Source organism: Vibrio hyugaensis, from assembly GCF_002906655.1.
Taxonomy (GTDB): Bacteria; Pseudomonadota; Gammaproteobacteria; order Enterobacterales; family Vibrionaceae; genus Vibrio; species Vibrio hyugaensis.
Genome location: NZ_CP025795.1, coordinates 689,008 through 712,819 on the forward strand (window position 1 = coordinate 689,008; position 23,812 = coordinate 712,819).

Annotated in this window: 19 protein-coding genes and 1 pseudogene; 13 read left to right on the forward strand and 7 right to left on the reverse strand. The window is 46.6% G+C overall.

The window, feature by feature from the left end; genetic code table 11:
* Positions 1-78 precede the first annotated feature (78 nt).
* The 3 genes from C1S74_RS20325 (at position 79) to C1S74_RS20335 (ending at position 3,548) form a co-directional block, all read left to right on the forward strand.
* Positions 79-1,014 (forward strand): endonuclease/exonuclease/phosphatase family protein, encoded by a 936-nt coding sequence (locus C1S74_RS20325; RefSeq protein ID WP_045397369.1) that lies wholly within the window; start codon positions 79-81, stop codon positions 1,012-1,014.
* 154 nt (positions 1,015-1,168) lie between these two features.
* On the forward strand, positions 1,169-2,977 hold the full coding sequence (locus C1S74_RS20330) for an amidohydrolase (RefSeq protein ID WP_045397371.1): 1,809 nt from the start codon (positions 1,169-1,171) through the stop codon (positions 2,975-2,977).
* 199 nt (positions 2,978-3,176) lie between these two features.
* Entirely contained in the window at positions 3,177-3,548 is a 372-nt protein-coding gene (locus C1S74_RS20335; protein ID WP_181136809.1) for a hypothetical protein, read from the forward strand.
* 68 nt (positions 3,549-3,616) lie between these two features.
* On the opposite strand, the gene C1S74_RS20340 is transcribed toward C1S74_RS20335, so the two are convergent.
* From C1S74_RS20340 to C1S74_RS20365, 6 genes and pseudogenes are all read right to left on the reverse strand, one after another.
* Positions 3,617-4,714, reverse strand: a complete 1,098-nt coding sequence (locus tag C1S74_RS20340; protein ID WP_045397659.1) for an ABC transporter permease — start codon at positions 4,712-4,714, stop codon at positions 3,617-3,619.
* Positions 4,714-5,640 (reverse strand): ABC transporter ATP-binding protein, encoded by a 927-nt coding sequence (locus C1S74_RS20345; RefSeq protein ID WP_045397373.1) that lies wholly within the window; start codon positions 5,638-5,640, stop codon positions 4,714-4,716. The genes C1S74_RS20340 and C1S74_RS20345 overlap by 1 nt, the downstream gene beginning before the upstream one ends.
* 4 nt (positions 5,641-5,644) lie before the next feature.
* Positions 5,645-6,596, reverse strand: a pseudogene (locus C1S74_RS20350) (HlyD family secretion protein).
* Positions 6,597-6,961: 365 nt separating this feature from the next.
* A complete protein-coding gene (locus tag C1S74_RS20355) occupies positions 6,962-8,593 on the reverse strand; it encodes a methyl-accepting chemotaxis protein (protein WP_045397374.1) in 1,632 nt (543 codons plus the stop codon).
* Positions 8,594-9,013: 420 nt separating this feature from the next.
* The gene (locus tag C1S74_RS20360; protein WP_005425077.1) at positions 9,014-9,877 is read right to left on the reverse strand and encodes a MurR/RpiR family transcriptional regulator; all 864 of its coding nucleotides are present in this window, start codon (positions 9,875-9,877) and stop codon (positions 9,014-9,016) included.
* A gap of 89 nt (positions 9,878-9,966) precedes the next feature.
* Positions 9,967-11,238 carry an amino acid deaminase gene (locus C1S74_RS20365; protein WP_045397377.1) on the reverse strand — a complete coding sequence of 424 codons (1,272 nt, stop codon included), beginning with the start codon at positions 11,236-11,238 and terminating at the stop codon, positions 9,967-9,969.
* 179 nt (positions 11,239-11,417) lie between these two features.
* On the opposite strand from C1S74_RS20365, the gene C1S74_RS20370 reads away from it, so the two are divergent.
* The 8 genes from C1S74_RS20370 (at position 11,418) to C1S74_RS20405 (ending at position 21,099) form a co-directional block, all read left to right on the forward strand.
* Complete coding sequence (locus tag C1S74_RS20370) at positions 11,418-12,863, forward strand: N-acyl-D-amino-acid deacylase family protein (protein WP_045397379.1); 1,446 nt, start codon at positions 11,418-11,420, stop codon at positions 12,861-12,863.
* Between the two features lie 51 nt (positions 12,864-12,914).
* The gene (locus C1S74_RS20375; protein WP_045397382.1) at positions 12,915-13,307 is read left to right on the forward strand and encodes a RidA family protein; all 393 of its coding nucleotides are present in this window, start codon (positions 12,915-12,917) and stop codon (positions 13,305-13,307) included.
* Positions 13,308-13,541: 234 nt separating this feature from the next.
* On the forward strand, positions 13,542-15,065 hold the full coding sequence (locus C1S74_RS20380) for a sodium:solute symporter family protein (protein WP_038895509.1): 1,524 nt from the start codon (positions 13,542-13,544) through the stop codon (positions 15,063-15,065).
* Positions 15,066-15,168: 103 nt separating this feature from the next.
* Positions 15,169-16,113, forward strand: a complete 945-nt coding sequence (locus tag C1S74_RS20385; RefSeq protein WP_045397384.1) for a sugar kinase — start codon at positions 15,169-15,171, stop codon at positions 16,111-16,113.
* A 16-nt stretch (positions 16,114-16,129) separates the two neighbouring features.
* Positions 16,130-16,759, forward strand: a complete 630-nt coding sequence (locus C1S74_RS20390; RefSeq protein WP_045397387.1) for a bifunctional 4-hydroxy-2-oxoglutarate aldolase/2-dehydro-3-deoxy-phosphogluconate aldolase — start codon at positions 16,130-16,132, stop codon at positions 16,757-16,759.
* Positions 16,760-17,142: 383 nt separating this feature from the next.
* A complete protein-coding gene (locus C1S74_RS20395) occupies positions 17,143-19,596 on the forward strand; it encodes a beta-N-acetylhexosaminidase (protein WP_045397389.1) in 2,454 nt (817 codons plus the stop codon).
* Positions 19,597-19,675: 79 nt separating this feature from the next.
* Positions 19,676-20,722 carry a lactonase family protein gene (locus C1S74_RS20400; RefSeq protein WP_045397391.1) on the forward strand — a complete coding sequence of 349 codons (1,047 nt, stop codon included), beginning with the start codon at positions 19,676-19,678 and terminating at the stop codon, positions 20,720-20,722.
* Between the two features lie 14 nt (positions 20,723-20,736).
* Positions 20,737-21,099 carry a RidA family protein gene (locus tag C1S74_RS20405; protein ID WP_005534602.1) on the forward strand — a complete coding sequence of 121 codons (363 nt, stop codon included), beginning with the start codon at positions 20,737-20,739 and terminating at the stop codon, positions 21,097-21,099.
* Between the two features lie 117 nt (positions 21,100-21,216).
* On the opposite strand, the gene C1S74_RS20410 is transcribed toward C1S74_RS20405, so the two are convergent.
* On the reverse strand, positions 21,217-22,008 hold the full coding sequence (locus C1S74_RS20410) for a PhzF family phenazine biosynthesis protein (RefSeq protein ID WP_045397392.1): 792 nt from the start codon (positions 22,006-22,008) through the stop codon (positions 21,217-21,219).
* A gap of 454 nt (positions 22,009-22,462) precedes the next feature.
* On the opposite strand from C1S74_RS20410, the gene C1S74_RS20415 reads away from it, so the two are divergent.
* Together C1S74_RS20415 and C1S74_RS20420 are read left to right on the forward strand one after the other, a co-directional pair.
* Positions 22,463-22,996: a YbhB/YbcL family Raf kinase inhibitor-like protein gene (locus C1S74_RS20415; RefSeq protein ID WP_045397395.1), complete on the forward strand. Its 534-nt coding sequence runs from the start codon at positions 22,463-22,465 to the stop codon at positions 22,994-22,996.
* 31 nt (positions 22,997-23,027) lie between these two features.
* Entirely contained in the window at positions 23,028-23,810 is a 783-nt protein-coding gene (locus C1S74_RS20420) for a helix-turn-helix transcriptional regulator (protein ID WP_045397398.1), read from the forward strand.
* The last annotated feature ends 2 nt before the right edge of the window (positions 23,811-23,812 follow it).

Consider the following 23,812-nt stretch of genomic DNA (forward strand, 5'->3'; position numbering starts at 1 on the left):
TACAGTTCAGCTGCGCACTGGCGAGTTGGTCGATTACATATAAGCTTATGATATGTAATCGCTAAATGAGCCGTGCGTGTGCTGAGAGTCATTCAATGGATTGTGTTGTTTTTACCCGCTTCAATTTGGCTGGTGACAAGGCAATATAATGATATTTGGTGGGCGGAGAATCTAACCTCGATTCCCGCTCTCCTTTTATTCGTCTACCTAGGTTTTGCTCTGGTACTTTTGGTTTGTCGTCACTGGGCGAAAGCCATTTTCTCTGCTTTAATCGGCTTCGCTTCTATTCCGTTTCTCTTACCCACTCAAATCACAAACAACCAAACCTGCGAAAATCCGCTGACGATAGTCCAATTCAACCTGTTCTACGAAAATCGGGACATCAATCAGTTCATTAATTACTTGCTTAAACACCCTGCGGATTTGGTGGTGATGCAAGAGCTCTCGCCTCAAGTGGGGGAGAAGCTTCATCTTCTCGACGATATTTATCCTTTCTATTATGGCGGCCAGCGCGGCGTTGGTTACCCGTCAAATCAGATGATTTTGAGCCGTTATCCTTTGGAGCCTGTTTCGATTTATCACACTCCAGATGGTCAAGAGGTGATTCGAGCAACATGGCAAGTGGACAACCCGATTACCTTGATGACGGCGCATCCTCCCTCGCCAAGAACTGAGCCGTTATGGCAACGCCGCAATGCACTGATTCGAACCATAGAAACCCTTACTGATTTGTATCCAACACCGGATATGATCGTGATAGGGGATTTCAATCTCTCTGCTGCAAGCCCGAGGTTTAATGGGCAGTTTTCTCGTTTCCAAACTCAACCTGTTGCCAGTTGGCCAACATCAGTAAAAGGCTTGCCTGTTCCTGCCTTCGCGATGATAGGGATTGATCACCTTTGGCTTAAATCAGAAAAAGCCCACAAGAAAATCTGTTCCCGCTTATCGACAAATCAGCCAGTTGGTTCGGATCATCGGTTGGTGAAAACTGTCATTGGTAATCCTATGAACTGAAGGAAACCATTTTATGTTTCATTCTCAAGATTGTGAGCTAAATCGGTTCAACACTGACAAAAGCCGTCTTTACTTTATACACCATCGCCCCTTTTTTTGGGAACGGGATTCCATAACAACAGTAGTCAATAAACTAGCGATATAAGGGATAGAAATGAAATCACTCGAACGAACGTTACTAGCTGGGGCTATTCTCGGCTTGATGGGAACACTCACGGCGTGCAGCCCAGCAGAAGAAGCAAAGCAAACTCCGCAAGAACCAAAACCAGAGGTACAGGCCGAAAATCAAGCGAGTGTTCCGGCTGATAGTGGTGAGACAATTTACCTCGCAGATACCATCATCACCATGGATGAAGGCCAGCCTCGCGTCGAAGCGGTCGTTGCTGATGATGACGGTACTATCGTGTTTGTTGGGCAAGAGGCACAAGCACTCAAGCAGTTCCCAAATGCCGACAAAGTCGACTTGGAAGACAAAGTAATCATGCCAGGCTTTATCGAGCAGCATTTGCATCCGTTCCTGGGTGCTCTAACGCTGAGTATGCCTGTAATTGCGCCAGAAGAATGGCAGTTGCCAAGCCGTACATGGCCAGCAGTCAATGGGCATGAAGAATATCTTGCTGCACTTAGCGCAGTGGAAAAAGAAATGAAAGATCCGAATGAAGTTCTGTGGACGTGGGGATACAACAATTTCTTTCATGGAGAACTGACTCGTGCCGATCTTGATAAGATCTCTAAGACACGTCCAATCGGTGTTTGGCATCGTTCTGCGCATGAGTTTTACGTCAATTCTGCCTTCGTCGAGAAGTTTGGCTTAAACCAAGGTGACATTGATAAGCAAGGTAAAGACGTCGTTGCACAGTCAGACTTAGAAAGCGGCCACTTTTGGGAAGGTGGTGCGCTGATTTACCTATTGCCGCGGATCTACAAAGATCTAGGCAGTGAAGCGAGATTCCGTTTTGGTCTCGAACAAATGGTGGAATTGTTGCATGAGAAAGGGGTAACAGCCTACAACGAACCAGGCGCGTTTATACCAGAGGATATGGTTGGCCTTTACAAAGAAATTCTCGGTGCAGATGAGACGCCAATGTACTCCTTCTTCACACCAGAAAGTAAGACGCCTTACTTTATGAAAGGCAAAGAAGGTGTGGTTCAGGCGGTGGAAGAGATCACTAAGACGTTCCCTGATGAAGGCAAAGTTCGCTTCTTTAAAAACCAAGTTAAGCTATTGTTCGATGGCGCGATCATCTCTCAGTTGATGATGATGAAAGACGGTTATCTTGATGGTCACCACGGCGAGTGGATTCAAACACCCCAAGAAGTAGAAGACATCACCAAACTGTTTTGGGAGAAGGACTATCAGATTCTTGTGCATGTGAATGGTGATGAAGGGGTCGAGAAGCTGATTGAGATTTTAAAACGTCGTCAGGCGGAATATCCTCGTGAAGACCATCGTTTCACTATCGTGCATTTTGCTAATTCTACGGATGAGCAAGTGAAAGAGTTAAAAGAACTCGGAGCCATCATCAGTGTGAATCCATATTACGTCACTGGCTTTGGTGACCGTTTTGGTGAAGTCGGCTTAGGTGAAGAGCGTGCTCATGCCATGGTGCGTCTGGCGACCATCGAGAAAGAGCAAATACCGGTGTCTCTGCACTCAGATATGCCAATGGCTCCAGCTGACCCATTGTTACTAGCTTGGAGTGCCGCAACACGTCAAACCAATAATGGCAATGTACTACGTAAAGACTTGGCGTTATCTCGTGAAGCAGCATTAAAAGGCATCACTATAGAAGCCGCGTACTCTTGGGGAATGGAAGACACCCTTGGCAGTATTGAGGTGGGTAAAGTTGCCAACTTTACCGTACTTGAAGAAGACCCATACAAAATCGATATCAACAAGCTTAAAGATATACCAATCTATGCCACCGTATTTGAAAGCAAATTGTTTCCTATCGATAAGTAAAAGTAATTTCCAGTACTTAAGAACTGCAAAGTGTCTAGTTATTTAGAATTAGGTTAAATCAAGCGGCGGCTTGTCATGGAATTGACTGACTCTGACCGTCGCTTGTTATTTGTGTGAATTTTTAACCTAAACTTCATCCGCTTTCTATACTGAAGTAATAGAGAAAAGCAGAAATTCATAACGATAAGAGGCAACTTGCATGACAAGAACTACCTCAGCAGTGTTAATTATTCTTTTGATGACCGTCTACTTTGCCTATAACCGTCTCTACGTTTATCCGCAAAAGCTAGAAACACAGGCGGAATCGATGCTGATCCAAATGGCCAATCGTGAAGAATGGCTTGATGTTCCACAAATGATGGAACGTGTCGAAGCACATAAAGCACATTTAGAGCTGGATGCCGACATCACTTCAACCAGTGGCAAACGTGCTTATGGTGAAGGCTATATTACTTACAGTGACCGTAGTAGGAACGTATGCAAACAAGTGGTTTTTAATTTTAAAATCAACTCGTTGAGAAACTACATTATCTCCGATTTGCACGATTGTTCACTCGGTGAGTACTACTGACGTTCTACTAGCTTTGATCAATAACGCCTCCGAATGTGGAGGCGTTATTGTTTCTTGTATTACAAGTGTTAATCGAGAGATTTCTTAAAGCGCAATGAGGCGATGACCAATCCGACGACCGTGAAGCCAAGCAACCAAGTCGTATCTCGCCATAGTTCCATCAAATCTGCACCACGCAACACCACACCACGAATAATGCGCATAAAGTGAGTGGCTGGTAGGGCTTCGGATATCCATTGTGCGGCGACGGGCATTCCTTCATAAGGGAACATAAATCCGGACAGAAGAATCGACGGCAAAAGAATAAATACCGTCATCTGCATCGCTTGAAGCTGGGTTGTAGCGATGGTGGATATCACCAAACCTAAGGTTAAACTCGCGGCGATAAATAACAGCGTGCCAAACAATATCTGACTGATGGCACCGTTTATCGGCACACCAAATATCCAATGTCCTAAGCCTAGAATGATGAAGACTTGAATCAAACCAACAAAGATATATGGAATGATCTTTGCCACCATGAGTTCGATGGAGTGAATTGGTGTGGTAATCAGTAACTCTAAATTGCCACGTTCCCGTTCTCGAACAATGGCTGCACTGGTGAACAAGATCATCGTCATGGTCAGAATTACGCCCAATAAACCGGGGACAATGTTCACCGCCGAGCGCCGACTGGGGTTGTAATACAGGGCGACTTCAAAGGTCTTGGTTGGGGCTGGTCGTATCTTAAAATCAAAATCCGTTAACGGCATGGTTTGCAGTGACAAAATCGCAGAGCTGATCATGGTGTCTGAACCATCCACAATCCACTGCCCAAGTTCTCGGCCTTGCACCATACGTTGGGTTAAGTCGCTAGGCAGAATCAAAGCCGCACGCACCAAACCGTCTTGAATGGCTTGCTCGGCTTCTGAAGCGGTAGCGAAAGTTTCAACCACATCGACCACTTGCGTGACTTTGACGGACTCGGTGATCACACGCCCGGCGGTACTGCCACTTTGATCGACGACGCCAACGGGAATATTGCGAATATCGGTATTAATGGCAAAGCCGAACAGTAAAAGCTGAATCAGCGGGATCATCACGACCATGCCAAAGGTAATGCGGTCACGCGAGAGCTGACGGATCTCTTTGATCACTACCGCTTTCATACGGGCGATAGATTTCATCATTGGCGACCTTCTCCCGTCACGCTGACAAAAACATCTTCCAAGCTAGGACGAGCAATGTTCATCTCGCAGCCCTTAAGCTCAGGAAAGGTTTGGGTTAACCATTCGATCGGTTGTTCGATGTGCTGGTGGATCAAAATGCGCAAGCGAATGCCTAGTTGTGCGGCAGAACGGACTTCTTCACGCTGAATGACTTTCTCTTTGAGCTCTCGTAAGTTATCCGCTTTGACTTCGACGATGTTAACGCCCAATTGCGCCATGAGCTCTTCTGGCTCACCATCGGCGCGGATTTCCCCCGCTTCCATAATCGCCAGACGATGGCAACGTTCCGCTTCGTCCATGTAGTGCGTAGTGACCAAAATCGTGGTGCCTTGGTCAGAGAGATCAAACAATTGCTCCCAGAAATCGCGTCGGTTCTCTGGGTCAACCGCAGATGTTGGTTCATCAAGAAACAACAGTTCTGGTTTGTGCATGGTGGCTGCGGCGAGAGACAAGCGTTGTTTCTGGCCACCACTCATTCCGCCGACGCGCTGTTTACGCAGTTGGTCGAGACCGTAGGTTGATAGTTGTTCTTCGATGCGAGCTTTTAGGGCCTTGGTTTCCATTCCAAAGATTTGTCCAATAAACTCAAGATTCTCTTGAACCGTCAGGTCATCATAGAGGGAGAACTTTTGCGTCATGTAGCCTATCTTGAGACGCAGAAGCTCAGATTGTTTTGGGATCTCTAACCCGAGCACATCTACATTGCCCTCGCTTGGACTAAGCAAGCCAGTCAACACTCGAATGGTTGTCGATTTACCGCAGCCGTTAGGGCCAAGAAAACCATAAATACTGCCTTTGGGCACATTGAGCGTGATGTTGTTGATGGCGGTGAAGTCACCAAACTTCTTCACTACATTTTCAGCTTGAATCGCGTATTCGGTCATTGGCTTACTCCACCAAATCCACTTGCGCTGGAATACCTGAAGGCAAGGATTGTGCTGAGTCTTGAAGGTCGACTTCTGCTAGGTACATCAAACGCGAGCGTTCTTCCTCGGTAAGCGCGAAATAAGGTGTGAATGAAGGCTCAGTAGCAACCCAACGAACCGTGCCACTATAAGGTTGCTCAACGCCATCTACATGCACGTTAACCGTTTTACCCGGCACAAAGTCGACTCGGTAGTTGGCAGGAACATAAACGCGAGCGTATGGGACGCGACTGGCTTGAATCACAGCAACCACGCCATTCACAGGAACGCGCTCGCCAAGGTTAAACGGTAGGTTGTCGAGTAAGCCGTCACGCGTGGCAGTGATGGTGAGTTCTGCCAGTTTTTGTTCTTGCAGTGCCACATCAGCTTTTGCTGCCATGAGTGCGGCTTTCGCTTGTTCAATATCTTCAGGGCGAGAGCCAGCAGTCAGTTTGCTGAACTCTTCTTGTGAGGAGTCTAGCTCTGCACGGGCAGAATCTCTGGCTGCTAAAGCAGTATCTTTTTCTGATTGGCTGATGAGTTTTTTTGCGAACTAACTCTGCTTTACGTTGATAGTTCTTTTGCGCTTCAACCAATTGAGCCTCCGCTCTGGCAACGCGAGCTTGCGCTGCGGCAATGTCTTCCGGTCGCTCACCATTGGTCAATTTCAAAAGATAGGCGTCAGCCTTGGCTTGTTCGGCTACGGCGTGAGCTAAAACGGCTTCTTGGTTCTTTGTATCGAGCTGAACCAGCACTTCTCCTTCGGTGACTTGGCTGCCTTCCTTGATGGGTAGGGCACGAATTATCTCGCTAGAGGTAGCAGTAAAGGTTACGCGGTCACGTTCTAATGTACCAAGGGCTTGCTGTCCGTCATCTTTGGAACAGGCAGTTAAAAGAGTCAGGGCTAGGGTGCCAAGAATGATTCGCTTCATCATGCGACGCTTCCTCTAAGAAGGTGAGCTCGAATTCGTATCAAGCTATAGAAGAGTGTGGGACTGCATTCAGTGTAACGTGAGTCAGTTTTGTCCGGCTAGGAAGTAAATTCCTTCAATATTCATCAATTGATTAATTATTGAAACTAGCCTCACCTTTGAATGCGTCTCTAAGAATATTCTCATTCAAATATAGTGGGTTACCGTGATGATGGTGGGATTAGGAAAGATAAATTAAAGAATCGAGACAAGGATCAGGTTTACTGTGCACGCGTAAAGAAACGGCGAGATAAAGCAAAGCCCGATGGTTGAGCATCGGGCTTTACAGAGCGCGCTAGGACAAAGTTAACGCAACCTTTAATGGCTGTTTAAGCCGTTTTAAACTGACTGACGATTTCTTGTAGACCAACCGCCAGTTCACTTAAGTCTCGGCACGCAATCGCGGTTTGACGAGAGCCTGTTGCGACTTCGCTAGAGAACTGGTTGATGTGCTCAACATTGCGGTGGAGCTCTTCAGTCACAGAGCTTTGCTCACTGCACGCACTCGCGATTTGGATGCTCTTCTCAGCAATGTTGTCAGCGCTTTGTTCGATGTGACCAATCGTCGTGCCCGCTCGCTGAGCTTGCTCAACACACACTTGAATCAAATCGCTGCTGTTGTTTGTAGCCGATACCGCGGTTTTCGAGCAGTTCTGAAGCTTACTGATGATGGCAATGATCTCTTCTGTCGATGCTTGTGTGCGACTCGCTAGCGTACGAACTTCATCAGCCACAACCGCAAATCCACGGCCTTGTTCACCCGCTCGGGCAGCTTCGATTGCGGCATTGAGAGCAAGCAGGTTAGTTTGCTCTGCGATGTCTTGAATTACGTCAACCACCACGCTGATGTTCGATGCGTCTTGCTCTAGCTCGCTTACCATGGTGCCAACCGATTGAATCGCGACCGAGGCTTCGTTGATCTGCTCAATACACTCTTGAACCACTTCTAAGCCTTCTTTGGCTTCTTGAGAGGCACTGTTTGCAGTTTCTGAAGCGGCTTCTGTGTTGCTTGCAACATCATGCACCGTTGCTTGCATTTCGTTCATGGCAGTCGCAATCAGGTTAAGTTGTTGCTGCTGCTCATCCATACCTGAAGAGGTTTGTTCTGAAATTGCGCTCACTTCCTCGGTAGCGGTGCTCACCTGAGCGGTAGTGGAAGAGATGCTGTCGACCAGACTCAATAGCTTGGCTTGCATATCTTCACATGCGTCTGCCAATAAACCGAGCTCGTCGTTACCAATTTTATTGCGCGGAAGTTTGTAGGTAAGGTCGCCGGAAGCAATCTTAGAGGCCATTTCAACCACGTATTGTAGTGGGGAACAGATTTGTTTTGTAAGGAATAAGCCGAGCACGAAGCTCAATGCCAATAAAGCAACAATCGCGATAATGCTATAAGTGATGGCGTCTGCAACTACATCGTGAGTGCTGTTTATGTCTTCTTTAATGAAGGTTTGGTTTAACTCAACCAGATCTTTAATCGAGCTAGAAAGTGTTTGGAACGTTGAAAAACCATCCAGCAGCATGGCGTTGGCTTCATCAATGCGTTTCGTGGTTAATAACTCTGAATATTTGTCGTTGAAGTTACGGTATTTTGACCACGCACTCGATACTTCATTATAAGCATCACGGTCGCGCTGATCCCAAAGTGATTTACCGTATTGCTCAATATAGTTGTCGATTTTATTTTCTGATTCATCCAAACCTTTAAGCCAAGTGTTAAATTCAGCATGGTTTACATTAGTCAGCAAAGAGAATTCGTCTTTTCTTAAGGTGCCAATTTCGATTTCAATATTTTTTACCAATAAAATACTTGGCACTGTGGTGTCAGAAAATTCAGTCATCTTGCCATCAATAAGTTTTATTTGAGAGGTAAAGAAGAAAGATAACGCAATGACGGCAGCGGAGATAACAAGTATCAACGCACTGATTTTACTTTTAATACTTAGGTTAGAAAGTTTCATAGATTCACTGCAAATTGGGGGGCTTGAAAGGATCGGAGTCTATTCCTGAGATTTGAAATTTAGTGTGATGAAAGTCTCAAATAGTTTTATCGGAAACGAAAATAAAATGGAAACTTAATGTTCATATTTCGTTTGAAAATAAGTTAATAGTTAATCAATATTGATGAGGAAAATAATTAATTAACTTATAAATTATTTCGAGTACGAATTGGTATTAATCTTGATAACCTTACATTCAATCAGAATTTTCTTATTGATGAATTTCGTTATTTATGTGTTAGCAAGTTTTCCTAAATATTAAAACAAGACATCGTACCGAATTGAAGTATTATTTCGGTAAAATAAAAGCCCGATGCTGAACATCGGGCTTAATTGTTTGAGTTTTATGAGCGAGATTTTAGGTACCTAGACCACGTCGGTTTAATCACCGAGAGGCTGTCTTTCCAAACCGCCGCGATAAGAATCGAGGGCAACTTTGAGTCGGCGAAGTTTATCGCGCGAGCGTCGCTTATGATTAACGGCTAATGCCATCGAAAGTACATCAACCAAAGCCAACATCGCGTAACGAGAAGCCGATGGTTTATAGATGAAGTCCGTCTCTTGGTGCTCAATAGGCAGAACCAAATCGGCTTGCTCAGTCAAAGGCGTGTCTTTCGGAGTAATCACAATGACTTTTACGCCGTATTGCTTAGCTAATTGTGCGGTTTCTATGATGGCAGGGGTATAGCCAGTGGCTGAGATCATCACTAGCACATCGTTCGCGTCTGCAGTCGCCGCAATCATGCGCGATAACAAGCCATCGTTGTACGCCACAACAGGGTAGCCCAGACGGAACAAACGGTGCTGCATCTCCTGTGCTGCAATGGTCGAGCCGCCACCCATGCCAATACAGATCACTTGTCTTGCGTTGTGCAGCCAGTTCACGGCAGTGTCGATATCTTCTTCAACAATCAAACTACGGTTTACATCAAGGGATTGCTTGATCGACTCATAGATGCCTTGGTAGCCACTTTGATCAGGTGGTTCAAGGATGAATCGTTGTCCAACCGTTAAGGTTTGTGCCAGTTTGATCTTCATATCACGCACGTTTTTGCAGCCAACAGCTTTAGCAAAACGGGTGATGGTGGCTTCACTCACTTCTGCGCTTTCTGCCAGTTCAGTAATGCTGGCGTTAGCGGCAGTTTGAATGTCGTCCATGATCAACTTCGCGACCTTCTTTTCGGCATCGCGCAGCGCACTGAAACGTTCAGTGATTTGAGAGATAATATCGACTTCTAAACTCAAGCTGTGTTCCTATCTTTTGCATGGAGACGATTGTGCCGCCTCCACTGGTTTGGCATGCAGTATAACGAAAAGCCTCACTAAGCTCATCATCAGAAACGGGTTTTCACCCAATGAGTGACTTGATACTCATCATCACAAACCGCCACGGCACGCCACTTATCAAACGTTAAACATGGATGAGAGGTTGAGAAGGCAATCATATCACCCACTTGAAGGTCGCTGTTTGCGTCTACTTCGATGAACGCATGCTGATCCATCACCGCGGTCGTTACCGCACTTTCAATAGAGATTGACTCACCATCGCGGTAAGCGCGCTCGGGGATTGGTAACCCGGCATCAAACGCCACGTCACGTTTGCCAAAGCCGGCAACTAGCTTGGTTGGCTCGGGGCGAGAAATGACATAAGCCCAAAGCTCTAGTGCCGATTCCAAGTCACCACCTAAATCACACGCTGCACCTTGGTTATTTTCAGCGCGCTGCATGACTTTGTTTTGTGCGTCTAGGTAAATGCCTGTGTCATGAATCGCGTAGCAACCTGGGCGAATGACGGCATCAAAATCTTCTAGGTTGGCGAAGCATTCAGAAACCACGTCATACCAAGCAGAGCCTGCGCCAGTAACAAGAGGTTTAGACTCAATCAAGTTGTCGTTTTGTAGTTGAGCCGCGATTTCTAATGTGGTGTTGAGGAAGTCACGGATGTCCTGCTCAGCATTGTCACCATGAATGACACCTTCGTAAACCTCGATACCTTTTAGCGTGAGGTGAGGTTGCTGGTGGATGAGTGTGGCGAGCTCAACCACATCTTGTTGATTTCGGCATCCACAGCGACCGCCTTCGACACCAAACTCAATCAATACATTAAGCGGCAATTGATGTTCAGCGAACGCACGTTCGAGCGCTTTGACGTTTCGGCTCGAGTCCACACAGCAGTAGAAGTTGATCCCGTGTGTTTCAATCAAGTTGGCAATGATAGTCATGTTCGCGCGCCCCACTAGTTGGTTCGCCATGATGATGTTTTTCGCTCCGCCGAGTGCCGCAATTTCTGCTTGGGCTGGCGTTGCGACGGTAATACCCCAAGCGCCGTTTTCTAATTGCTGCTGAAAGAAAGCGGGAGTCATGGTGGTTTTACCGTGCGGCGACAGCTTCACTTTGTGCTGATTGGCAAAACGCTGCATCCAATCGAGGTTGTTCTTCAATGAAGAAGATTTGATTACCGCAGCGGGCAAGGTGATCTCTTCATGGATCAAACTGTGTAACCCATCCGAATTGCACGCAACAGGTTGAGCCTTTTCTCCGTAACCTGGCGTGGTAACACACTCATTATGATAGTTTTTATCACACTTTTGGCGATTGTCTTTCATGGCGTACCTACTTCTAACATGGTCTAAGTGATTGATATTAAGTGTTTGTTGCTAACTACTATAAATAATATGTTAGAAAGTATCAAACAAACTTGAGTTTTTTGTGTGTTTCTTCACTGTTTAAATTTCAAGAATTATTAAGATGGAATCATGTTAACGACGGACGAAGAGAGTGAAGTATGTTGTTCGATACCATTATCAAAAGCGTAGAGGTATTTGACGGTACGGGTGCAGCACCATTCATTGCTGATGTTGCGATTCGTCAAGATCGTATTGAGCAAGTAGGGCAGCTAGACGAGCTTTCTGCAAAGAAGGTTATCAACGGTCAGGGTCTTGCGTTGGCTCCGGGATTTATTGATGTGCACACGCACGATGACACCAATGTGATTCGTTACCCTGACTGCTTGCCAAAGATCAGCCAAGGCGTGACGACGGTAATCGTAGGCAATTGCGGAATTAGCGCGAGCCCTGCGGTACTCAGTGATACTCCGCCAGACCCAATGAATCTATTGGGCAAGCAGGAAGATTTCAAATACCCAACTTTTGCGGAGTATGCGAAGGCGGTACAAGCGGCGAACCCTGCGGTCAACGTTGCAGCGTTAGTCGGTCACACCACTTTACGTAACAACGTGATGGACGACTTACTGCGCACGGCAACCGATGAAGAAATCGAGCAAATGCGCCAAACACTGGCACAAGCGATGGAAGAGGGCGCATTGGGTTTGAGCTCGGGTCTTGCTTATGCGAGTGCCAAGCAAGCCAACGCGGATGAAGTGATGCGCCTAGCGGAAATTCTCGGTCATCACGGTGGTATCTACACCACACACATGCGCACCGAGTTTGAAGAAATCATCAGCGCAATGGAAGAAGCCTTTGAAACTGGGCAGTATGCCAAAGTGCCAGTGGTGATTTCTCATCTGAAATGTGCAGGTGCAGGCAACTGGGGACGCACGGTAGAAGTGCTGGATTTGATGGATAAGGTTTCTGAGCATCAAGACGTGTCTTGCGATTGCTATCCATATTCTGCCAGTTCTTCAACGCTGGATTTAAAACAGGTGACGGATGAAATCGACATCTTCATCACTTGGTCTGAAAGTAAACCTGAACACGCTGGCAAGATGCTGAAAGACATTGCTGACGAGATGCAACTGCCTCTTATGGAAGCAGCAAAAGCGTTGCAACCTGCGGGTGCGGTTTATCACTGCATGGATGAAAACGACGTCAAACGTGTCCTTAAGTATAAGTTGACCATGGTGGGCTCGGATGGATTACCAAATGACCCGCATCCACATCCACGTTTGTGGGGCACATTCCCGAAAGTCTTGGGGCATTACTGCCGTGAAGAACAGCTTTTCCCATTGGCAGAAGCGATTCACAAGATGACGGGGATGTCAGCAACACGCTACCAATTGAAAGATCGTGGGGAAATAAAAACAGGCGCTTACGCAGACTTGGTTTTATTTAACCCAAATACAATTAAAGATACTGCAACGTTCGAAAATCCAATTTCTGTTGCGCAAGGTATTGAATCTGTATTTGTAAATGGCGAACTATCTTATTTAAAAGATAAAGTCACCAAAAATAGAAATGGTGTATTTATTTATAGAAATAATACCCATCAATAACTTATTAAATAAATTAATTTTATAGATTAATCATTATCACTGGAGAATATTATGTCAATTAAACGTTATGGTGTAGAAGGCGGCGTAGGTACTGGCGGTCAACATTTACCATTTGCACGTGCAACAGAAGCGGGCGGCTTCTTATACGTATCGGGTCAAACACCAATGACTGACGGCGAAGTGGTAGAAGGCGGTATCGTTGACCAGTCTCGCCTAGCGATTCAAAACTGTGTCGATATCATGGGAGAAGCAGGTTACACGTTAGCTGACGTGGTACACGTAAAAGTGGTACTAACGGATTCTCGTTACTTCCAATCGTTCAATAAAGTGTTCAGAGAGTTCTTTGGCGATCACCCACCTGCACGTATTTGCATGGTGTGTGATCTGGTGGTGGACGTGAAAGTCGAAGTCGATGTGACTTGCTACCGCGAAGATCGCCGATAGAAATCACACTTTACCTAATTAAATAAAATAGAGTGCCGGAAACAATTACTTTCCTGTTATTATCGTTTTGGCACTCTCACTCCCTACATAAATATAATTTCATAAAGCAGTAGTGCCTAATATATTTAGCAAAAGCTATAAAAATAAAATTAGATAATTTCTGGAATAAAATCTAATACTTGCTGCTGGAATTATATCAATCTGAAAGATGGATTTTGATATGAGAGGTGTTCAATGAACAGTACACTTTTTCTTACCGGCTTCGGTGCGTATGTCTTATTTTTAATTTGGTTGGGATGGTTTGTCTCTCGCAATCAAAAATCAGGTGAAGACTTTCTACTCGGTGGTCGAGGCTTACCTCTGTTCCTCGTATTAGGTACCACGGTAGCAACTATGGTTGGCACGGGCTCTAGTATGGGCGCGGTTGGCTTTGGTTACTCAAACGGTTGGGCTGGCGCGCTTTATGGCATTGGCGGCGCAATTGGTATCTTGCTATTGGCACTGTGGTTTGCGCCTGTTCGTAAACTCAACTTTATGACCATGAGTGAAGAACTCGCATACTACGTAGGTGCAAACCGCATCGTAAAGAACGTGGTTGGTCTGCTTATCTTTATCGCTTCTATCGGCTGGTTGGGCGCACACATCCTTGGTGGTGGTATGTACCTAGCGTGGATTGCTGATATTGAGCTGAGCACTGCGAAGATGATCATCGCAGCAGCGTTTACCATTTACGTGGTTATTGGCGGCTACACCGCGGTGGTTTGGACGGATACCATTCAAGCTATCATCTTATTCGTTGGTTTCATCCTAATGGCGGTACTGTCTGTGCAACACATTGGCGGCTTGGATAACCTGTACTCAGCCATGGACCCAGAAGCGGTGAGCTTCCTTGCGATTGATAAGCTTGGTCTAATTCCAGCGGTTTCTCTTGCCGTCGTGATTGGTGTGGGTGTACTTGCAACGCCTTCATTTCGCCAACGTATCTATTCAGGCAAAGATGTGTCAACCATCCGCCGTTCGTTTGTGGCTTCTGGTGTGCTGTACTTGTTCTTCTCCATCATCCCTGCAGTCATTGGTATGGCGGCGCATGCGATTGACCCTGAACTGAACAACGCGAACTTTGCTTTCCCATACATCGCGGCAACAGTATTGCCAGTAGGCGTTGGTCTTATCGTTCTGATTGCAGGTCTATCGGCAACCATGTCGAGTGCGAGTTCCGATGCGATTGCGGGCGTGTCTATCTTACTGCGTGACGTTTATGTCATGTTCACAGGTCGCGTGCCAAACAAAGAATCCATGTTGAATTACTCTCGCTTGGCTTTGGTTGTAGTGATCGGTTGTGCATTGCTGTTCGCTCTAACTTCTAACGACATCATCGGCTACATCACTAAGATGATCTCGACGGTTATGTCTGGCATGTTCGTGTGCGGTATGTTGGGTCGCTTCTGGAAGCGTTACAACTGGCAAGGTGCATTGGCAACATTGGCAGGTGCGTCTATCGCTTCATTTGCAGTAATGATGAGCCCAGACCTAACCGCTTTCTGGGGCAACCCAGTGATTCCGTCTTGCTTGTTTGCCCTAACTGCTGGTGTGGCAGTGAGCCTAGTGACTCCAGCTAACCAAGTTTCACCAGAAATGGCGCGAGCAATCCTAGATGATGAGCGTGCTCTGATGGAAATGGAACTGTCTGACAAAGGCGTTCTGGAAGAAGACGCTTCTCTGCAAAACCGCGCAACGGCGGCAAATCAAAACGCTTAACAGCATAGAGTTTCCGGCTCGAACAGAAACTCGCTCATAAGCTCCTAACAAACTGGTGGTTCCCCCGAGCCACCATTCTAAATTTATCCAAAGTAGGTGAACGATGACCGATTCATCCCAGACTAAAATTGCTTTCTTTGGCGAATGCATGATTGAACTGAGCGGAGACCCAATTCGCAAAGGCTTTGGTGGCGACACGCTCAATACCGCACTTTACCTTTCTCGGCTCACTGCTCAGCAGCCTGTCCAAGTGTCCTACGCGACCGGTCTAGGGGAGGACGTACTTTCTCAAGAACTTCTGGAAAACTGGCAACAAGAAGGCATTGCTACTGATCTTGTCGAGATCTTCCCAGCTCAACTACCGGGTTTGTACATGGTGCAGACCGACCAAGAAGGTGAACGCAGCTTTCTATACTGGCGTGACAGCGCAGCCGCTAAAAGTTACTTCTCTACCTCTTCGCTCAACAAATTAGAAGCCGCGATTGCAAACCGAGAGCTGGATTATCTCTACCTAAGTGGCATCAGCATTGCGATTCTAAATGACGATAGCAAAGTAAGGCTTAAAAAGGCGTTAAGTCAGTTCTCACAAGATGGAGGCAAGGTTATCTTCGATAATAACTTCCGTCCTCAACTTTGGTCTGCACAAGAGGCGAAACATTGGTACAGCCAAATTTTGCCTTTAGTCGACATTGCGCTTATCACAGAAGACGATGATGTCTTGGTGTGGGGTGAAGAGGAAAGTGCCGAGCAGCGTTGCCTTCGCTTTGGTTGCCAAGAAATCGTGATTAAACATGGCTGCGAGCCTTGCAAACTGGTTTGGTCGCAAGGTGACGACAAGCAAAGTGCTTACGTAGCTGCCGAGAAGGTTGCCAAAGTGGTCGACACCTGTGCCGCCGGCGATTCGTTTGCTGCTGGTTACCTTGCAGGACGATTGACCGGACAAAGTTGCGAGCAATCTGCCCAACTCGGTCACGCACTAGCGGTAACCGTTATTCAATATCCTGGCGCGATCATTCCAAACGACGTCATGACTCATCTAATTCGATAATTTCCGAGAACGTATTATGTCCCAAGCAATGATTAAGCAACTTCAGCAATTCAAAGTTATTCCTGTTATTCAAATCAACAAGGTTGAGCACGCGATTCCATTGGCGAAAGTGTTAGTAGAAAACGGTCTGCCAGTCGCAGAAGTGACGTTTCGAACAGAAGCCGCTGCCGAGGCGATTAAAGCCATGCGCGATGCTTATCCGCAAATGTGCATCGGTGCTGGCACCGTACTGACGCCAGAGCAGATTACCCAAGCGAAAGACGCGGGTGCAGAGTTTATTGTCGCGCCGGGTTTGAACCCAAACACCGTGCGTCGCTGCCAAGAAATCAACATGCCAATCGTACCGGGTGTGAACAACCCAAGTCAGGTTGAACAAGCACTTGAGCTGGGTTTGAACTTCCTCAAATTCTTCCCGGCAGAAGCGAGCGGTGGTATCGCGATGGTGAAGTCGCTACTGGCTCCATACGTTGATGTGAGTCTGATGCCGACAGGCGGTATCGGTAAGAGCAACGTCAATGATTACCTAGCCATCGACCGTGTGGTTTGTTGCGGTGGCACTTGGATGGTGGCACCGAGCTTAATTGAAAACGAGCAGTGGGATGAAATTGGCAAGCTGGTTCGTGAAGCAGTAGAGCTGGTTGCGTAAATCAAACAGAGCTCTTTTACCCAAGTCGCGAGACCCCATGAAATAGCGTGACTTGGGTTGAACAATTATAGGGTCTGTTGACCTTTCGAGCTGATTTTTGCAGCGAATTGTTGGATATTTATACAAGGCAGAGACTTTGCTGTGTAGCTAGCCTACATGAGAAGTCGATAACGCAGTAGAAATGACCAACAAACGCTGCCCGGAGGGTTCGGCTAGGCGCCCCCGACTAAAATCGTTTTATGCTTTGTTAAGGAGTATTTGCTTAGAATGACTAGGCGACACACTCCTTGCCTCGCCTAAAACGATTTTGACTAGGCGTCCCCATCCGAACAAAATTTAACCGCGAAAGATCAACAGACCCTAGTAACGACAGGATGGCGCGGATGAACAAAGGTACATTAGCACTACTCATTTCAGGCTTAATCACAATTCCAACGGTAGCGATGGCGATGACTCCCAACACCGATCTTAACCTAATGCCTTACCCACAAAATGTAGAGTTGGGGCAGGGTAAAATCACACTGGATAAATCCTTCAGCATTTACATCAAAGGCTACGATTCACCGCGCGTGCAGTTCAACGCAAAGCGCACCATGGACCGTCTATATCGTCAAACTGGCTTACCAATGTTGAACTGGCATGCTGAGTCGGAAAAAGACGCGACCTTGGTGATTGATATTCGTAATGCGCCTAAGTCAGAGGTGCAAGACATCAACAGTGATGAATCGTATCAACTTGAATCGCGTAATGGTCAGATCATCATTCGCTCCGAACGCCCTTACGGTGCTTTCCATGGTTTAGAAACCTTCTTGCAGTTAGTGACTACGGACGCTAGTGGATACTTTGTGCCTGCGGTATCGATTCAAGATGAGCCGCGTTTTCCTTGGCGTGGTGTTTCTTATGATACTTCTCGTCACTTCATTGAGCTCGACGTGATTCTTCGTCAACTCGATGCGATGGCATCAGCAAAAATGAACGTCTTCCATTGGCATATTTGGGATGACCAAGCGATCCGTATCCAGCTCGATAATTACCAAAAGCTGTGGCAAGACACAGCAGATGGTGATTACTACACCAAAGATGAAATCCGCCATGTGGTGAATTATGCGCGCAACCTTGGCATTCGAGTTATCCCTGAAATCTCTCTGCCTGGACATGCTTCGGCAGTGGCGCACGCATACCCTGAATTAATGTCTGGCATGGGTGAGCAATCTTATCCGCATCAACGTGGCTGGGGTGTGTTTGAGCCGTTAATGGACCCTACCAACCCTGAACTCTACAAGATGCTGGCGAGCGTGTTTGACGAAGTGGTTGAGCTCTTCCCAGATGAATACTTTCATATCGGCGGCGATGAACCAAATTACCAACAGTGGAAAGATAACCCGAAGATTCAGCAATTCATCAAAGACAACAATCTGGATGGAGAGCGTGGTCTGCAATCGTATCTGAACACCAAGGTTGAACAGATGCTGGAAGCACGTGGCAAGAAGATGACTGGCTGGGATGAAATCTGGCACAAAGACCTTCCAACCTCGATTGTGATTCAAAGCTGGCAAGGGCACGACAGTATCGGTCGAGCAGCAAAAGAGGGCTACCAAGGCATTCTTTCTACGGGCTATTACTTAGACCAGCCCCAACCAACCAGTTACCACTATCGCAATGACCCAATGCCGAAAGGAATCACGGTTGATGACCAACTTCATCAAGGTGAGAAATTCGCGACTTATGACTGGGTGAAACCACGCAATAAGGGTGGTCCACGTACAGGTAATCTAACCATTATTGAAGCGAAAGATGGCAGCTATCGTGCGCTTACCGATTACAACGGTAAGTCCCGCGAAGAGGTGTTCATCATCGAGTACGTGCCGGGTGTGAAATTTAGAGGTCACTTCGATAACTTTATGTCTTACACCGAATTCAACTATGACTTTGCAGACGGCAAGCTGAAAGGCACCAGTTACCAATTGATAGGCAATGTGCGTTGGCCTGCGACTGGAGAATTGGTCGCGAGCAGTGACATGGCAGGGAGTGTCATTCCTGAGCCGAATGGTGGCTATCCGGCTGAGCTGACCGAGAAAGAACAGCAGTTAATCTTAGGTGGAGAAATCACCATCTGGGGCGAAAACCTCGATTCAACGACCATTGAGCAACGTTTATGGCCGAGAAGCTACGCGATTGCTGAGCGTCTATGGTCGAGTCAAGAACTGACCGATGAGCGCAGCATGTACAAGCGCATGAAGGTGATGGATACATGGTCTGAGATTTCGCTTGGCCTGCGTCATCATGCCGATGCCAATATGATGCTAAAACGTCTTGCTAATGGTGCGGACGAAACACCGCTACAAACATTAGCGAAGTACATCGAACCAGCTCAATACTACGCCCGTCATTGGGAGAAATGGATCTCTACGCCAAACGAAGGTGATTTATACAATCAGTATGAGCGATTAAACCGCTTTGCGGATGCACTGCCAGTAGAAAGCCTAGCAGTGTATGAGATGAAAGATTTAGTCGCGGCTTATGCTCAAGGTGATACAGCAGCGTTGGATGCGTTAGCGATGCATTATCAAAGAGTTAAGTTGGCGGCGCAGCAAGCCAAACCTATTTTCGCGGCCAACGTTGCGTCAGTAGAAACGGTGCGAGTTGCAGAAGCAGCAATCAAAGTTGCCGATTTAGGTTTAACCCTGATTGAGCTCGCCAAGCAGGGCAGTGGTATTGGTCAATCTGACGCTAAAGCGTATCAACGCATCATCAATGAAAATGCGATTATTTTTGATGAAACGATTGTCGCCATCGTAGTACCAACCGAGCAGTTGCTTCACACTTTAACCGATTGATAACTAAAAGGGATTGCCGTCTGGTAACGCAGGCGGCATCTTATCGGTTAAGCACTCTTTTATCTCCTAAAGGTTTCCCATGATAGTAAATGGTCACTTACATTTTTATGTAGGCACCTATACCGATTCACCAAGCCAAAGTCAGGGCATTGCGTGTGTTTCTCTCGATACTGCTACTGGCGCATTAACGCTCACCAATGAACATGTTCCAGAAGCGGTAAAAACGGTTCGTAACCCTTCTTACCTTGCGCTCAAAGGAGAGGGTTTATATACCTTTAATGAAGTCGATCGCTTGGAAGGTGCAGAGCTGATATTTGCTGAAAAAACAGGCAGCTATGCACTGCCAATAGAAGGTGACTACCCTTGCCATATCGACATTAAAGAACCTTTACTCGCTGTTGCAAACTACGGTTCCGGCAATGTGAGTGTTTACCAACTTGATGAGCAAGGTAAGCCTTTGAAATCCATTGCAGAATTGTATGTGGAAGGCAATGGACCGAATATTGACCGTCAAACTTCACCTCATGCGCATCAAGTCACTTTTCTAAAACATTCCGCGCAATTGGCTGTGGTCGATTTAGGCACAGACAGTGTTCATTTCTATGACTACGACAATGATGGTGAGACAGTTAAGTTTTCACTTTCTCAAAGCATCGCTATGCCTGCTGGTTCTGGGCCTCGTCATTTGGTCTTCAATCGTGATGAGTCTGTCGCCTACGTTGTTTGCGAACTGTCCGAAACGCTAGCGGTACTTCACAAGCAAAGCGGGCAATGGAATCTGACTCAGCAAGTGAAGCTGCTAGCCGATGAAGAGAACAAAGAAGCGGCGTCTGCTATTCGTCTCTCCGTGGATGAGCGCTTTGTCTATGTCTCATGCCGTGCGCACAATCTGATCAGTACATTTGATGTAACGAGTGATATTCCGGTTCAAATTGCCGCGTCCGATTGTGGTGGCGCGTTTCCAAGAGATTTTGTTTTATCCCGTGACGGGCAGTGGATGCTCGTTGCCAATCAACATTCACATAATGTCGCTAGCTTCCATAGGAATCCGGAAACTGGCGCTATCACTCCAACCGGATATTCGTGCGACATCGGTGCGCCTGTGTGTTTGGTTGAGAAGCCGTAATTAAGAGAAATAACATGACAATTCATCGTATTAATCCATGCAAACGTTGGTCAGATGTAACGGTATTTAATGGCATCGCCAACTTTGTTGAGGTGGCAGAAGCTGACACTACTGCGGATATGAAAGGGCAAGTACAGCAGATCTTCGACCAAGCCGAGCAAATGCTAGCCAGTGTTGATAGCGATAAATCGCGCATTCTATCTGTGACGATTTACGTGACAGATTTTGCTAACTTCGATGCCCTCAACGAAGTATGGGATGCGTGGTTCCCTGAGGGCTGTGCACCAAGCCGTGCTTGCGTCAAAGTTGAATTGGCAAATCCTGAACTGTTGGTAGAAATGGCTTTTGTTGCTGCTGCGGGTGAGAAGTTCCAGTAGTTCGACATCACTCTACTCAAACCATCAAGCCCAGTGTTATCCTCAAGCCCAGCGCTATATTATTCAATCACGCTGGGCTTTGTTCTATTGGGCTAATGCTAAAGACAAGCTAAAGGTCTACACAAAAATCTTACCTTTCATGTAAAGCACGCCGTCACCAGATACTTTTACTTGTTCGCCGTTTACCTCACAGTGCAAAATGCCTCCGCGCAGAGAAGCTTGATAAGCAACCAGGGATGTTTTGCCTAATTCTTCTGCCCAGAATGGTGCTAATCCAGCGTGAATCGAGCCGGTTACGGGGTCTTCGTCGCCACCATTTGCAGGCCAAAAGTAACGCGATACAAAGTCTTGTTGATCGCCTTTCGCAGTAACGACCACATCGTAAGGAGCAAGTGTTTTGAGGTGCTCGGAACGGTACTGAACCTCAAGTACCTCCTGTTGGCTGTCGACCACCACGAAATAAGCTTGAGGGCTAAGCAGTACGCGTTCCACATGGCAGCTTAAGCCTTCAATCAACGCCGAGGGAATATCAGAAACGGCTTTTGGAGGACGAGCAGGGAACGTCATTTCAATCTTGCCTTGCGCATTCTTCTCTACGGTGAGTGTTCCTACTTCCAGAGTATGAAATTCAATGGTGCCACTAATGCCAAGCTCATCAAACAGCACTAACGACGAGGCTAGCGTTGCGTGTCCACAGAAATCGATTTCGGTAATCGGAGATAACCAACGAATCTCATATCGGTTTGCGCCAATGGATTTTAGAAAAGCCGTTTCCGACAAGTTGTTTTCTGCCGCGATATTTTGCATCAACTCTGGAGCAAGCCATTCCTCTAGCGGTACGACCGCTGCAGAGTTGCCTTTGAATTGCGTATCGGTGAAGGCGTCCACCACGTAGATATCCAGTTCCATTTACGCTTCCTTGTTTGCTTTTGGGCTAATGAGCATATACCCAAGTAACCTCGAGATGCTAGGTTCAGCGAGAATGAATTGGTTTGTAGACGCGGCGGCGATTTAAAGGTCTAGTGGATCTAAATCAAGAATCGACAACAAAGTATACAAGCCAAATCAACTCGCCCTTTGGGAGCGTGTCATTGCCCCGATTGCTGCGTCAAACAACTTGGAAAGAGCTGGCTATTACGCTGCGTTGTTTTCCTTGAACTCGAGTCAATGACAACGCTCTGAATCCTGCATCTTGAAGTCACTTGGGTATACACCAAATAAGACGTAGATAAGCACGAATTTGGAAATGTTACGCAAAGTGTCACTTCTTGGCTTAAAATGAGTCCAATTGATACTTAATGAAAGGTTGTTGTTTCTTTTGAGGCATACACTTATGCCGAACTTAAGAAATAGGAGCATCATCATGAAAGTAATCACGACATCAGTATTAGCAATGAGCTTATTGGCGGTTGGTTCAGTGCAAGCATTTGAGTTAACCAGTAAAGACATCCAAGAAGGTCATCCTATGGCGAAGACTTTCGAATACAACAGCTGGGGTTGTAATGGTGGCAACCAGTCACCACAGTTGATGTGGAAGGATGCGCCCGCAGGTACAAAGAGCTTTGCAATTACTGCGTACGATCCGGACGCGCCAACAGGTAGTGGTTTCTGGCACTGGGTTGCGTTCAACATTCCAGCTTCAGTAAGCGAACTACCACGCGCAGTGAACATTGAAAAATTGGGCGGTAAAGAGTCGCGTATTGACTACGGAACGGTTGGTTTTGGTGGCGTTTGCCCACCGGAAGCAGACGGCATGCACCGCTACCAATTTACGGTTTGGGCATTGCCAACGGATAAATTGAACCTTGATGAAAACACGCCAGCTGCTGTGGTGGGCTTTACACTCAACAGTATGGCATTAGACAAAGCGAAACTTACGGCGACATACACACGTTAAGACGTCTTAGAATAAAGAGCGAGGGGAGTTGATGAGTCACCAATACCAAGTCACGATATTTCGTGCAGAGCAGTTGCAGAAGTTGCGTAATGTGAGGATTCATTCCCCAAGCATCATTCAAATCATCACTGGTAGTAAGCGTCTTTTCTGGAAGGAATCGGCGTTGGATCTGTCGCATTCTGAGCTGCTACTTTGTGAGGCTTCTGCATCTCTGAGTTTTGAGAACTTACCGCAAAAAGGTAAGTTTCTCTCCAGAATGTTCAGCTTTCATTGCTTACCGACAGAAGCGATGCTTGACCTAAGCATTAGTATTGGAGAAAGCGAAGAGGTGCCTACGTTAGCGGCGGATAAAGCATTGCAAGACACCTTGAATGCTTTGTTTTCGTTTGACCAACAAAGCATGAGTAAGGAGACCCAAACGTTTTGGGTGATGGGCCTGTATCAACAGCTTGCTGAGCGCGGTGTATTGCATCACCTATTTGTCAATGCGAACACCACATTCAGCCAAAAGCTAAGTCGTTATCTAGCTCATTCTCCGGGAGAAGAACACACCTTGGAGGTTGTAGCAGGGCGTTTTGCTATGAGCCGTGCGACTATGATTCGTAAGCTCAAGCAAGAAGGCACTCAGTATCGAGAAGTGTTGGCGGAAGTACGTCTAAATCATGCTCTGTATTTGATGCAAAACGGACATTATAACGTTGCGATGTTGGCACAACTGTGCGGGTATCAATCAGAAGGGCGTTTTAGCCAACGCTTTAAAGGCAAGTTCGGACTAACTCCGAGTGATTACATTAAAACGGTCGTCGTTAGTTAATT